Here is a 14,151-nt window from a genome sequence, read left to right as displayed (position 1 = left end):
CTGTCAGAAGTTAAAGGGAGGGCGTTTTTTGTTTTTATTAAGGACTTAATATATCTTTAATATATTTTATAACAAGAGAGACAGGTGGAGACGGAATGAAAAGCAGACCCGGATTAATCGTATCTTCGCTGGTCATCGCGAATTTCCTCGGGCAGCTGATGCAGACGATGCTGAATACGGCATTGCCCAGAATGATGCTGGATTTGGGGATTGATGAGGGCAGGGCCCAATGGCTGATTACTGTATACTATCTGACTGCAGGCATAACGGTGCCTGTTGCCGGATTTTTAATCGGAAGATTCACGACAAGAGGTTTATTCTTCACTTCGGCAAGTGCCTTTGCGGCAGGTACACTAATCGCGGGAATATCCCCGGACTTTATCTTTATACTGAGCGGGCGTATTATTCAGGGCTTGGGCGCAGGACTGCTGATGCCTCTGTTCCAGACAACGATTCTTAGGGTGTTCCCGAAGGGGAAGATAGGCTCGGCTATGGGATTAATCGGACTGGTAATGGGCCTGGCTCCGGCGCTGGGTCCGACCCTGTCAGGATTAGTCGTTCAGGAACACTCCTGGCGCATTCTCTTCTATGCATTGCTGCCTGTTGTGATAGCCAATCTGCTGCTCGCTGCGTTCAGTCTGCAGAATGTGGGGGAGAGACACCGGGAGAAGCTGGACTACATATCTATTCTATTATCAACAACCGGATTTGCCGGTCTGTTATATGGTGTTAATCTGGCAGGGGATCAAAGTGCCCCGCGGGTATGGGCAGGGGCCGTTATCCTAAGCGGGATATTGTTCATAATTCTATTTATCAGGCGTCAGCTGAAGCTTACCGTTCCATTGCTGGATTTCAGGCTGTTCAAGAGCAGGAGCTTTAGCCTTGCCTCAATCATTGGAGTGCTGATGTTCATTGTAATGGTGGGTGCTGAGCTGCTGATTCCGTTATATGTGCAGAATGTCCGGGGGCTGACGCCAAGGGAGTCAGGTCTGATGCTGCTGCCGGGTGCGCTGCTGCTGGGGTGTACCAGTGTAATCTCCGGAAAAATATATGACCGCTATGGAGTGAAGATAGTGCTTCGCGGCGGGTTTACCCTCATTGCCGGGGTATCTTTGCTAATCTCGCTTATGTTATCCCAGGATTCGTCCATACTTATACTCGCTGTGCTCTATGTATTTCTAATGGTGGGAATCGGGTTTATTATGACCCCTGTTACCGCCTATGCGATGGCAAGTGTATCTCCCAGGATGATTGCACATGCCTCTCCAATGACGATATCGATCCGCTCGTTAGCCAGCTCTATGGGAGGGGTTCTGCTGATAGCCATAATGACGATTACGATGAATTACAGTTCTTTCACATTCCCGGTGAATATGATGCAGGGATTCCATGCCGCTTTTTGGAGCCTGACCGTAGTAGCCATAGCCGGATTAGGTTTATCGTTTAATCTGAAGGGGCGGACTCATTCGTAAAGAATAGTTATGGGAATATTAACTTTACGCAGATCGTCCATGGTTTTAACGACAATAATCCATGTTCAAAAAGGGGAGATGAATCTATTATATTAGTAATGGTGATAATGATTATCATTATTAATAAATGATGGAGAGTGGTAGCAGGCTATGATTAAGAGAATAACAGGTTTGGTACTTGCTGGTGTTATGGCGCTGGGTATCGTTTCTGCCGCAGGTGTAAATGTCGCACCTGTGGGCGTTGCGGAAGCCGCACAGGCAACGCAAAAGATTACCTATAAAGGCAAGGTATACACCGTTCCGGCCAAAACCAATAATATTGTCATTACCGGTGCAGTAGAGGCGCTGGAAGACGCACTGGTACTCAATTTCAAACCCAAGGGAGCATTGACTGTCGGCGGTGAGTTCCCTTCAATCTTTTCCAAAATAACAAGCGGCGTAACAGCGATCGGGGAAAAGGCAGAACCTGACCTGGAAGCGATCCTGAAGCTCAAACCGGATATTATCCTCAGCAGCACGAAGTTCCCGGCGGAGACCAATGAGAAGCTGGCGAAGATCGCGACTACGATTCCAGTATCGCATATCGCGACCGATTGGATGGACAACCTCAAGCTGCTCGCAGCACTTACGGGCAAACAGAAGGAAGCGACCACTGCGATTCTGAAATACCAGAAGGAACTGAAGGAAGCCAAAGTGAAGCTTGCGCCGAAGCTCAAGGACAAGAAGGTCATTGCTCTGCGCATCCGTTCAGGCAGCCTGTTCCTCTATCCGCAGGACGTATTCTTTAACCGCTCCCTGTATGCCGACCTGGGTGCAACCGTGCCGAAGGAAGTGCAGCAGGTCAAAGCCCAGCAGAATATTTCCCTTGAATCCTTTGCGGCAATCAATCCGGATTACATCTTTGTACAGTTCTCGGCGGATGAGAACAAAGACAATCCTAAGGCACTGGAAGAGCTGCAGAAGAACGCCATCTGGAAGAGCCTGAAAGCTGTGAAGGGCGGCAATGTATTTGTCAATCTGGTTGATCCGCTGGCACAAGGCGGAACTGCATTCAGCAAGTTCTCCTTCCTTGAAGCCCTGATGAAGACCAAACTGTACACAGGGAAGTAAGATTAATTCCAGCTAGTATAAGCAAATGGAAGAAAACAGGAGAGAGCCCAGGCCGGCTCTCTTTTTGCTGCACCAAAAGCGGGTGCAATTTATTGCTGAATTATATATAGCACCTTATATTATGTTATAATGGATTTCTTATTGTAAATTACAAAGAATAGAGGTCGCTAGAGGATGAAAGTTAAAGTTAACCGCAATGCTGCAAAGGTTCTGAAGGATATGCTGAACACTCCTGAAGCGGAAGGCAAGAAGATCCGCGTCATTATTACTCAGGATCACGGCAATCACGGGCACTATGATGTTGTTCTTGATACACCGACTGAGCATGATGAAGTGGTTGCCACGGATAAAGGTATCGAGATTGTGCTGGATACACGTCAACCGCTGCTCGACGGTGTCTGGATTCAGTATTTCTATGTTCCCCAAGAAGGCTTCTTCATTACGAATCCCTCTACAGGATTTCTTGAGAAATAAGCAGCTGAACCTGATATAGCACCATATGGTTTGAGACGGCATTGTCATAACAGCCTTACAAGGGCTGTTAAAGATAATGCCGTCTCTTTGGGTTGTTTAAATAAACAGAGCGGCAAAATTCATCATTTATTGTACTTCCGCCCAAAAAGTCGTTGCAAAAGTATGTATAATCGTTGACTGCCTACATTAGACAGGCGTGGATTTTTTATTATACTGTAATTGAAAGCGATTACACATACGCTGGGGGGAAATTCAATTGAACAAGAAAAAAAGATTAACACTGCTGTCCGGTATACTGATGATCTCTCTGCTTGCTGCATGCGGCAATAACAACGGTAATGCCGGAGGAAGCACGTCGGAGCCGCAGGCTTCGGCAGCCGCGACAGAAGCTGCAGGGACGAATGCCAGCCCAGCCGGAGATTCCGGCACAGTGGGTACGTCTCAGCCCGTAACACTTAAGATGATTTTTGTAGGGCCTAAACCAGTCGATTACGATCTGGTATTTGGCGAGATCAACAAGAAGCTGAAGGAGAAAGTTAACGCTACGCTGGAAGCCGAGTTCCTGGACTGGTCGGATTGGGCGCAGAAATATCCGCTCAAGCTGGCGGCGAATGAGAATTTTGACCTCATCTACTCTGCCAACTGGGCAGGCTATAATGATCAGGCCCTCAAAGGCGGGTTTCTTGAGCTGACCGACGACTTGCTGCAGAAGTACGCGCCGATGACCTGGGAAGCGATGCCGGAGGTGGGCTGGGGTCAGGCGAAGGTGAACGGCAAGCTCTATATGGTGCCTCAGAACCGCGGGGAAACGATTGAGAAGCTGATCCTGTACCGGGAGGACCTGCGCAAGAAATATAATCTGCCGGAGATCAACAGCCCGGAGGCTTATGCTAATTATCTCAAGACGGTCTCCGAGAAGGAGCAGGGTGTCACTCCGTTCGTACCGGAGACAGGGGACTGGAAGCTGCACAATCTGGACCGGGTCCTGCTGAAGCAGCAGAATGAATGGAACATGTTCGACTTTGATCTGCCGATTGGCTTCAAGCTGACAGATCCGGCCGGTAAGGTATTCAATGTATACGAAACTCCGGAATTCAAAGAGCTTGTCTACTATTATAAAGATCTTGCGGATCACAACGCCTGGTCGAAGAGCGCACTCAACAGCAAGCTGGATCACCAGCAGGAGTTCCGTGCAGGAAAGACAGCATCGATCACACACAATCTTGGCACACTAGGTGCTTTAATGACGGATATGCGCGAGAAAAATTCACCGTATGAGCTGGCTCTGGCTGATATTACACCGGACAAGAAGAAGTCTGTTGCTGTCTCCACCCAGAACGGGGTCTCCATTCACGCTACGACCAAGAACCCGGAACGTTCACTGATGGTGATTGATCTGCTGCAGAATGACAAGGAACTGCATGATCTGATGATGAACGGCATTACGGCTGTGCATTATAATCCGGTTGGCGACGATAAATATACGAATGCTGAGAAAAATGCTAACTATACCGGATTCTCCAACTGGGGCTTTAACTCCCCATTGAACCGGGACAACGCCTCCTTCCCTGACGAAGGCAATGCGCTGACCGACAAATGGGAAGGTGAGGTTTACCACTATCCACTGGAGACCTTTGTCTTCGATAACAGCAAAGTGAAGACGGAGGTAGCTAATGTCGGTAATGTGATGCTGCAATATGGCATTCCGCTGGAATACGGTTCAGTGAAGGATGTGGACGGCGGGCTGGCCAAGCTTCAGGCACAGGTGAAGGAAGCTGGAATTGATACCATCATCGCAGAGGTTCAGCGGCAAATTGATGAATTCCTGGCTAATTCCGGGCAGTAAAAGGCTGGAACCATAAGAAGGAGGCCCGCGTGGATACATGCGGGCCTCCTTATGTTCAGGGTAATCTTATTCTTATACCTTGCGGGCCGGGGGAATGCTCTGCGGATTGTTGAATATATTTCCGGGGTCATATTTGGCTTTGACTCTCCGTAACCGGGGATAGTTCGCTCCATAATAGACCGGGCCGGAATGTTTGATCCCCTGGTCCGGAACATTAATATAGCTTCCAACGATGAATGGCTGCAGCTTCCGGCGTGTATTCCGCACTACGGCAATATTTTTGGCAGCATCCGATTTCTTGACCCATGAACTGTTCCACTCTACATAGAATTTCGCTTTGCGCCAGTAGAAGGCGGTAGATCTAGGTGATTTACGGCTTACAGCCCCGCCCCAGTTGAGGAAATAGAACCCTGCGAACTCGCCCTCCACGTTCTCAAGGAACTCACGCATAGACTTAAACGCTCTGTCCGGGAAAGGTTTTCTTCCGAAACCGCTGGAGAACTGGTTGCTGAATCTTTGGGTCTGCACCGGATCGGGAGCCAGCAGGAAACTCACTACTTTGGGATAAGGTAATGAGCGGATCAATTGATTCGTGGGCGTCCCTACGTCCGTAATGGGCTTTAAGAGGCGGACCGCTTCCGCTTTTGATCCGAGGAACAAGCCCAGCATGCTGACATTACCGCCCTTTTTGGGACCAATGGATAGCTCGCTGCCCAGTCTGCTGTTAACGGAAGGAGCCCAGCGCTGCCAGGCTTTGAGTACCTTCTCGAACTGGTTCCAGGGCCAGGTGATGCGAAATACGGTCGCCGTGGCCGGCGCGGGACGCACTTTGAACTTATAACGGGTGCAGACTCCAAAATTACCTCCGCCACCCCCGCGGGAAGCCCAGAGAAGATCGGCGTTGCTGTTCTTATTGGCGACAATAATTCTGCCTTTGGCATCCACCATTTCGAGTTCAATCAGATTATCACTGACCAGACCTACGGTCCGCTGAAGCGGCCCAATTCCCCCGCCTAGTGTAATGCCCCCGATTCCGACAGTGGGGCTATCCCCAAAAGGGGCCATGTATCCCTGCCGCGCAAGCGTATGGGCAATTCTTCCCACCGTATTTCCGGTCCCCACTACTGCAGTTCCCGATTTTTTATTGAGCTTGATGCTTCTCAGTTCACTTACATCGATGACAATGCCTCCGTTGACCTGGGACAGATTGACCTCCAGCGAGTGCCGGCCGCTTCTTGGCCGGATAGGGATGTTATTCTCGTTGGCCCAGCGGATGGCGTTGGCTACATCCTGCGTTTTCTGTGCAAAGACAAATACCTTCGGGAATCTGTCAGTATGCGGATCCCAATTTTTGCGTGCCGTTTCATAGCCCGGATCACCTTTATAGATAACCCGCCCGGTAAGTCTCGTTCCTGATTTCAATGATTCCAGCTCCTTTTGAGCTAACAATTTAACTGCATGTATGCAGTCAGGTCCCAATATAGTATGTAGGGCGTTAGTCTATGGAGTGGGCTTACGCGGAGAGTTTGCGTCAGTACTACCCTTCTTTCTTCAATAGAAGATACAGGAAATAAGGAGCACCGATAAATGCAACCATGATTCCGGCGGCGATACCGTCAGGCTGGGTCAGGTTACGGCCAATCGTATCCGCGAGCAGCAGCAGCCAGCCGCCGATTAATATGGATACCGGCACGAATTGCTGGTGCCGCGCTCCTACCAGGGCTCTGGCAATATGCGGAGCCATCAGGCCGACAAAGGCGATGCCGCCGGTCATCGAAACAGCCGACGCCGCCAGTGCAACCGCCGCCAGCATAAGGAGAGCCCGGTCTCTGGAGACCGCCACACCTGCCCCGATAGCAGTAGGCTCGTTCAAAGCAAGCAAATTCAGTGTTCTGGATTTGTACAGCACATAAGGGACCAGAATGATCAGCCAAGGCAACAGGGCGAGAACGAAAGGCCAGTCTGTACCCCACACATTGCCGGCCAGCCATTTGGAGATGAAGTCCACCTTGGTCCGGTCCACCGAAGAGATGAGTACGATCATCACGCCGGAGAGCGCCATGGAGAACCCGACTCCGGTGATGACCAGCCTGATCGGCTGAACGCCATCGGTGCGGGTGTAGGAAAAGGCATAGATGAGTACAGCGGTTACCAGGGCTCCGGCGAATGCCGCAAGCGGAATCATGTATACGAAGGACCCGGCGTCAATGGATGCAAAGATGAAAAAGACGGTAACCCCGACCCCGGCCCCGGCATTAATGCCTATAATTCCCGGATCAGCCAGCTCATTGCGGGTAATGCCCTGCAGAATAGCACCGGATAAAGCAAGCGCCATACCTGCGAGCAGCGTAATCAGTATCCGGGGGAGACGGATGGAGAACAGTACAAAATTATCCTCGAAAGAACCGTGCCCGAGGATTGTCGGAATCAGTCTCCCGTATGACACCGGGGAAGATCCGATCCCTATTCCGATAACGATGGTGGCCAGGATGAGAAGCATGAGCAGCGATACGACAAGCGGTTGATTACGATACAGCCGGGCTGGTTTCATGAGAAGGATCGCACTCCTTTACGGACAATGAACAGGAAGAACGGCAGGCCCAGCACAGCCACGATCGCGGCGACAGGCGTTTCGAACGGGACGTCAATCATCCGGCCGAGTGTGTCGGCGAACACCATAAAGGTGGCGCCGGCAATGGCGGACAGCGGCAGAATGGCGCGGTAATCTGTCCCGGCAAACACCCGCACGAGATGGGGGATCATCAGGCCGACGAAAGCGATGTTGCCGACAAGCGCAACAGCAGCGCCTGCGAGCAGTGTGATTAATATGTACAATGCAATCTTAACCTGAGTCGTCTTGAGCCCAAGACTTACAGCCGTTCCTTCGTTCAGACTAAGGATTGTCAGCTGACGGGACAACAGAATGGAAACGATGAGGCAAATGATAATAATAGGGGCAATTGCTGTAATCTGGCCCCAGGTGGTGCCGATCAGCCCGCCGGATGTCCACATCGATACATTTTTAGAGATCTTGAATTGAAGGCTGATTCCTTCGGCTACAGCGGTCAGCAGAGCGGATACGGCAGAACCGGCCAGCACCATCCGCAGAGGCGACATATTCTGCCTCCGGAGTGCAGCGATGCCGAACACCAGCATCACGCCACAGGCTGCGCCGATGAAACAGGCGATCATGATTCCGTAGTATCCGATGGAGGGGATGAAGGCAAAGGATACCGCAAGTGCAGCATTGGCACCTGCCGTCAAACCAAGCAGCCCCGGGTCGGCAAGCGGATTTCGGGTTAGTCCCTGCATGATTGCCCCGGCAACAGCAAGGGCGGCGCCTACCAGAATCCCGCCGACTTCGCGGGGGAGCCGCAGTTCACGGATGATAGAGATATCACCACCCGTAGCCTTCGGGTTGCTGATGGCGCTCCAAATATCCGCCAGTGAAACATTTTTGGCACCGAGCCTGACCGCCAGGGCAAATACGGCCACAAATAAAATCATGCTGACGAGCAGCTTAAGCACAAAAGTAGAGTTTATCGGCTTTTGCGGAGACTGTTTCTCCATTTCGACCATCCGTTCCTTATCAATTTGCGAAAAAAAAGAACGCGATTTGCGCTCCTTTTTTCGGTTTCAACCTGGCTGGATGCTTAAATAATAATTAATTTCCCAGCAATGACTTGGAAATAAAATCAAGCTGATAGTCAAGTGACAGAGCATCATTGAAATAGAAAGATGTAGCATCTATTTCGTAGACATGATTATTTTTGACGGCCGGGATATCCTTGTAAGTGGAAGTCTCCTGGAAGGAAGCATCACCTGCAGGATCTTTGCTGTAGATCACGTAATCTCCCATATAATCCGGCAGGATTTCCAGTGATAAATTGAAGTATCCTTCTTTGGCTGTCATTTCCTTCACTTTATCCGGCATTTTCAGACCCATAGCCTGATAGATTATTTCTGTACCGCGTCCCCAGGCGCTGCCGAAGGTGTACAGATTTTTGGAATCTCCTTCAATAACGGAGATCGTGCTATCAGCACCGATTTTGGCTTTGATTTCTTCACCGGCCGCCAAGGCACGTGCCTTGAAATCAGCAATCCAGTCAGCGGCTTTCTGCTCCTGGTTAACCGCTTTGCCGATCTCCAGGATCTGGGTCAGATAATCCACTTTGTTGTATGTATAGGTAACCACCGGTGCGATTTGTTTCATTTTGTCCAGGTTTTTGGTATCTGACGAAGCAATGATTAAGTCTGGTTTGAGATTCAGAATACTCTCCACATTCTCCTCGGAGACTTCGGCGACGTCCTTCAACTGATCCTGGAAATTCGGATTTGCTTTGATGTAGGAATCCACTCCGGCGAGGGGGATATCCAGAGCGAGCAGGTTGCCTGCGTATCCGGCAAGAACTACAACACGCTGGGGATCAGCGGGAACTTCGATAGGTCCGGTTTCGGACTCATAAGTAATGGTATCCGCGCTGCTGTTGTCAGCACTAGCAGTTGCGCTGGCTTCGGGTGCCGGTGTAGTTGTGGCAGCAGCCGTGCTGTTGCTTGTACTGTTGCTTGCATTATTGCCGCAGGCACTTAGAAGCAGGAGGGTAAGGATGAGTAAAGGTAACAATAATTTCTTCATTTCTGGTAATCTCCCTTTCCATAATGTTTTATGAAATTGATAATCATTATCAATGATATGACTGTTAAAACTTTAAATGTTTATAGGCCGTTTGTCAATCCTTAACTTGATTTCGTAACCATGGTGCCAGTTGTTCGTATTAGAATAAAAAGCAGGATTCCCATTTGTTCAAAGGCCGAAAAAATACAGCAAGATAAACCAATATGAAGCTAAGGTTGTGCATCCTATGAATGAAATTGTCAGAGATCATCCCCATACAGGTTATCAACTGGCTGAGCAGAAGGCCGCCCGCTACTTAAGCTCACTCCATGATCAGATGAAGAGCCAATCTTATGTGACGGCGTTGACGGCGGATATCCATGAGTGGAAAAAGAAGCATATCCGGCGCTTCTCCGTGTTGTCCTTGTGGTCACCCGGGAAGAAAAAGCCGGATACCCAAGATTATTACCGCTACATCCAATGGCTGAATTACACGGGGAAGCTGGATGATTATCTGGACCGGAGCGTCTCGTACATTTATATGAGGGATCTGGGTAAGGCACCGGATTCTCCAGATACACAGAAACGGATCAGGAAGACCATTGCTGATCTGAACCAGCATCTGCTGAAGTCTGCCCGCTCAGGCAACGGAGAAGCGCCGGATTTCATGAATCTGGCCGGGGTATACCGCTGGGCCCAGAAGGAAGGGATAGAAGCTGCAGTGATCTGGGTGTTTGCCAAATTAAGATCTGTAGCTGCCCACATTCCGGAGGGAATGAATGCGGAGCATGCCCAGCGCAAGCTGATCAAGATTATCGTTGGCGTTATTCTGCATGTTATCGAAGAGATGGACGACGATACTGCGCCTGTGGAACGGTCCCGGAGATTGGATGAAGCGATCAGGCTTGGCTATTCCTATGGATTGACGTATCCTTTCGTTGACGATCTGCTGGATTCACAGATACTGACGGCTCGTGAGAAAGAACAGTACTCCGAGCTGATCCGTGCGGCACTGCTTACCGGAGTTGTGCCTGGGCTGGGCGGCTGGTCCGGTGAGAATATGAAGCTGATCGGATACATTCATTCGGAGCTTTCTGAGGCATTCGAGTATATTAAGCAGCAGCAGCTTCCGGAGACGCAGCATATCTTTTTCGGCCAGTCCTATGTTTTTTTTCAGGCTCAGGATATGGACCGTGTCAAGGTGCTCACCAGGGGGGATTACACTAACGAAGATTTGTACATCCCCGTTATCTTGAAGTCATCGTCGTCCCGGCTCATTGCGCGTTCAGTGATTAGTGCGCCTGCGGATGAGGGATTTGAAGAGCGGACCTTCTTTTTTGGCCTCTACAATCAGCTTGCCGATGATTTCGCGGATATGACCGAGGATATGAGTGATGGAGCCGTAACGCCGTACACCTATTATTTGAAATATCATGAGCAAAGGCCGGATCTGATGAATCCCTTTGAATTATACTGGGCGGTGATCTCCAATCTGATCCACAATGTATACCACTCCGATGCCAAAGCCCGTGAGGTAATACTGGACCGGGCGATTAACGGGCTCAAACGTTATAAAGAACGTGTGGGATCAGATAAGTATAATGAGACGATGAGGATTTTTGCAGCAGGCAACCCGGAGTTTAACAGGCTCATTCAGATCATGGTAGACAAAGCGGATGATGTGGACTTTTTTGATAAGCTGCTGCGGGACCGGATGATTGAGCACTTGAAGAAGGATGCCAGGGAGCAGAAGGAGTTCTTTGCTACGTTTAAACGTGTCCGCAGTCTGATCAATGACGAACTGCTCTTTACCAAGCCGCAGGAGCTTCCGGCCATGAAGGAGCGGCTGATCGATGCGGCCAATTACAGTCTGGAGGGTGACGGCAAGCGTGTGCGCCCGATTCTAACCTGGGTGATGGGTGTGAAGGAATACGGCTTGGAGCCAGCAGCAATAGTTCCGCTTCTCCGCTCGCTTGAATACATGCATACCGCCTCCCTGATCTTCGATGATCTGCCTTCCCAGGATAATGCCTCTACCCGCAGAGGGCGCATGACCCTGCATGAGATTCACAGCAGTGCAGTTGCGGAGTTAACCGGTCTGTATCTGATCCAGAAGGCCATTGGAGAGCAGGCCTCGCTTGACCGCTTTAAGGCGGAGACTGTGCTTGCCTTGATCCGTTATTCGGCCCGGAAGGCAGAGGATATGTGTATGGGCCAGGCGATGGATTTGGATGCAAAAGGCAAAACATTGACGCTGGAGCAGCTGAATAATGTGTGCTTTTACAAAACAGGAGTGGCCTTTGAGGCGTGTCTGGTCATGCCGGCCATGCTGGATGAGGTTAGCGAAGCGGAGATTGCTGCACTCAAAAAAATCGCTTACCATATGGGCATTGCTTTTCAGATTAAGGATGATTTGCTTGATGTGGAAGGGGATATGCATGTACTTGGCAAGCCTGTCGGCAACGATGTTGTTAACAATAATTCGAATTTCGTCTCGATTCTTGGTCAAGAAGGGGCCAGTAAAGAGATGTGGGATCACTATTGCAAGGCCAATGAGGCACTGCGCGGAATCCCGCGTAATATTACCTTCCTGAAGCATTTAATGAATTATGTGGTGAACAGGGAGCGGTAAACCCGGACTAATCGATCATCCGTCTGATCTCATCTGCAACCAGTCCGGGCTCGCTGTACATGATCATATGACCGGATTGCCGGGCTTCGACCAGGCGGCCGTGTGCCAATCCTGCGGCTGTCTGCTTGTGCGCTGCATGAAGCGCCGGCCGGAAATTCCGTTCCATCTTGGTGATTAGCGTTCCGGAGAGGACGGACACCTCAATGCCCTCCAGCCTCAGCGGACGCGCCAGAAGTGCCTTTAAATCCTCCAGGAAGGTTGCTCCCTCAGCAACCATGGTATGAGCTGCCCGCATAGTGAAATCCTCCTGCCGCTGTTCCTTGTAGACATCCGCTGGCAGCACCTTGCCCGGCTTGCTTCCCATCAGCTTGTATAAGCCGGTTCCGGCAAGCAGCGGAAGAAGATGATTCATCTTCGCAAAATGCTTCACGGAAGCTTCTTCGAAATAGAGCCCGCAATGCTCGTCTGTCGGATCGACCAGGACAAGTCCCCGGATGATGTCAGGGTTCCGGGAAGCTACTGTGCGGACGACAGGTCCGCCCCAGCTGTGTCCGACGAGAATGAAGGGGCCTGCTCCCAAGTGGCTCAATAAGCACATGAGATCATCAGCCATTCTGCTCAGGGTCCTGGGCGCCCGGTCCGCGTCGCTTTTCCCGCTGCCCGCCCGGTCGTAGACGACGGCCCGCGCGTACCTGGCGACTACCGGCTGCACCAGCCCCCAAGCAGAGCGGGACATGCCCATGCCCGATTCGAATACCACAGTTACCGGACCGGCTCCGTTCTCCATGTAATGGAGCTGACGCCCGTCCGGTGTTTGTATGTAATGGCTGTCTCCATACGTATGAGAGATCACAGCTGGCATCTTCATTTTTCACCCCATCCATTAAGAATGATTATCAATTGGACTCATTGTAAGTGAAGAACGGGGAAAGGACAAGTCCTCTTATGTCCGGTAATATCTCTTAGAGGAGACCTTTTCAGCCTTTCACTTACCAATTCAGCTGCTGGATTCCTGCTCTTGTGAATGAGAATGGATATCAATTATAATTACTGTAACTGGTAAAGGACTAAGCAGAATTCATATAAATGGAGAGTTGAGATGAATCTGGACGATCAGATTAAAGGGTGGAACCATGCATCGATTAAAATAATGGATATCCGCAGCGGCAGGCTGAATGCAGGCTCAGAGATTCCATTCTACCAGCTGCCTTCCAGTGCCTTTATATTTGCTTCGCTGGGACATGCACAAGTTCAGCTGGATCATAGGCAGACTAGCTTGGGACGAAATCAGATCATACACGGCGGACGGGGTGCCATTCTTCAGGTTACAGCAGAGGAGGCTTTTGAATACTTCCTTGTTCTATATAAGGCGGTTCTGATGCTGCCCTCATCCAGCCGGTTTAGGGCGCAGATCGAACAGGAGAATCCTTTCAGGCAGCAATACACCTTCGGCCCGTCCTATCCTGTGCCGCTGCTGGCCAAGCTCGGACACATGCATCAGGAATGGCTGACCTCAGATCCGCTCCGTCAATTGCATGCGAGGTCGCTGTTTCTTCAATTTGTGCATGAACTCTTATTGCAGATGCAGCAGCAGGGACTTGAACCCGTTCAGCCGGATCCGCTGGCTCAAGTGCTGCGTTATATGCAGGAGCATTATAGGGAGCCGGTAACACTGGATCTGCTGGCGGAGCTGTTTGATTGCAGCGTAAGTTATTTAAGCAAGCTGTTCAAAAGCCGAATGAAGGCAAGCCCGATCCGTGTCCTAACACATATCCGTATGGAGAAGGCTGCGGACTACCTGCTGCAAAGCGGACTTACGCTGCAGGAGGTTGCAGAGCGGACAGGTTATCCGGATGCGCATACCTTCAGCCGCAATTTTAAAAAGCGTTATGGTTTACCTCCGGCATTGTTCAAAATGAAATACGGCGCAGAAGGACATATACCAGAATTGCCTGTATTTCAGAGACAATTTCATAATTCCAAACCCTTGCTGGGAGCGGTT

11 protein-coding genes are annotated in these 14,151 nt (G+C 50.4%); 6 read left to right on the top strand and 5 right to left on the bottom strand.

The window, feature by feature from the left end; all coding sequences use genetic code 11:
* Nucleotides 1-95: 95 nt before the first annotated feature.
* The 4 genes from QW71_RS21500 to QW71_RS21485 all read left to right on the top strand — a co-directional run bounded on the left by QW71_RS21500 (nucleotide 96) and on the right by QW71_RS21485 (nucleotide 4,902).
* Nucleotides 96-1,472 (top strand): DHA2 family efflux MFS transporter permease subunit, encoded by a 1,377-nt coding sequence (locus tag QW71_RS21500; RefSeq protein ID WP_039303488.1) that lies wholly within the window; start codon nucleotides 96-98, stop codon nucleotides 1,470-1,472.
* Nucleotides 1,473-1,622: 150 nt separating this feature from the next.
* Nucleotides 1,623-2,582 (top strand): ABC transporter substrate-binding protein, encoded by a 960-nt coding sequence (locus QW71_RS21495; protein WP_039303485.1) that lies wholly within the window; start codon nucleotides 1,623-1,625, stop codon nucleotides 2,580-2,582.
* A 174-nt stretch (nucleotides 2,583-2,756) separates the two neighbouring features.
* The gene (locus tag QW71_RS21490; RefSeq protein WP_039303481.1) at nucleotides 2,757-3,056 is read left to right on the top strand and encodes a heme biosynthesis protein HemY; all 300 of its coding nucleotides are present in this window, start codon (nucleotides 2,757-2,759) and stop codon (nucleotides 3,054-3,056) included.
* A 256-nt stretch (nucleotides 3,057-3,312) separates the two neighbouring features.
* Entirely contained in the window at nucleotides 3,313-4,902 is a 1,590-nt protein-coding gene (locus tag QW71_RS21485) for an ABC transporter substrate-binding protein (protein WP_306766055.1), read from the top strand.
* A 72-nt stretch (nucleotides 4,903-4,974) separates the two neighbouring features.
* On the opposite strand, the gene QW71_RS21480 is transcribed toward QW71_RS21485, so the two are convergent.
* The 4 genes from QW71_RS21480 to QW71_RS21465 all read right to left on the bottom strand — a co-directional run bounded on the left by QW71_RS21480 (nucleotide 4,975) and on the right by QW71_RS21465 (nucleotide 9,538).
* On the bottom strand, nucleotides 4,975-6,324 hold the full coding sequence (locus QW71_RS21480; RefSeq protein ID WP_039303476.1) for an FAD-binding oxidoreductase: 1,350 nt from the start codon (nucleotides 6,322-6,324) through the stop codon (nucleotides 4,975-4,977).
* A gap of 115 nt (nucleotides 6,325-6,439) precedes the next feature.
* Nucleotides 6,440-7,453, bottom strand: a complete 1,014-nt coding sequence (locus QW71_RS21475) for an iron ABC transporter permease (RefSeq protein ID WP_039303474.1) — start codon at nucleotides 7,451-7,453, stop codon at nucleotides 6,440-6,442.
* The gene (locus QW71_RS21470; protein ID WP_039303471.1) at nucleotides 7,450-8,472 is read right to left on the bottom strand and encodes an iron ABC transporter permease; all 1,023 of its coding nucleotides are present in this window, start codon (nucleotides 8,470-8,472) and stop codon (nucleotides 7,450-7,452) included. The genes QW71_RS21475 and QW71_RS21470 overlap by 4 nt, the downstream gene beginning before the upstream one ends.
* A 94-nt stretch (nucleotides 8,473-8,566) precedes the next feature.
* The gene (locus tag QW71_RS21465; RefSeq protein ID WP_039303468.1) at nucleotides 8,567-9,538 is read right to left on the bottom strand and encodes an iron-hydroxamate ABC transporter substrate-binding protein; all 972 of its coding nucleotides are present in this window, start codon (nucleotides 9,536-9,538) and stop codon (nucleotides 8,567-8,569) included.
* A 217-nt stretch (nucleotides 9,539-9,755) separates the two neighbouring features.
* Between QW71_RS21465 and QW71_RS21460 the strand changes: the two genes are divergently transcribed.
* On the top strand, nucleotides 9,756-12,149 hold the full coding sequence (locus QW71_RS21460; RefSeq protein ID WP_039303465.1) for a polyprenyl synthetase family protein: 2,394 nt from the start codon (nucleotides 9,756-9,758) through the stop codon (nucleotides 12,147-12,149).
* Nucleotides 12,150-12,156: 7 nt separating this feature from the next.
* On the opposite strand, the gene QW71_RS21455 is transcribed toward QW71_RS21460, so the two are convergent.
* A complete protein-coding gene (locus QW71_RS21455; protein ID WP_235441518.1) occupies nucleotides 12,157-13,017 on the bottom strand; it encodes an alpha/beta fold hydrolase in 861 nt (286 codons plus the stop codon).
* A gap of 231 nt (nucleotides 13,018-13,248) precedes the next feature.
* On the opposite strand from QW71_RS21455, the gene QW71_RS21450 reads away from it, so the two are divergent.
* Nucleotides 13,249-14,151 (top strand): AraC family transcriptional regulator (locus QW71_RS21450; protein ID WP_047013903.1); only part of this gene is annotated, 903 nt, incomplete at its 3' end.

The sequence above is a fragment of the Paenibacillus sp. IHB B 3415 genome, assembly GCF_000802655.2.
In the GTDB taxonomy this organism is placed as follows: Bacteria; Bacillota; Bacilli; order Paenibacillales; family Paenibacillaceae; genus Paenibacillus_AQ; species Paenibacillus_AQ phytohabitans.
Note: the sequence above shows the minus strand (reverse complement) of the source record. Positions and strands in the feature narration are given on the sequence as shown.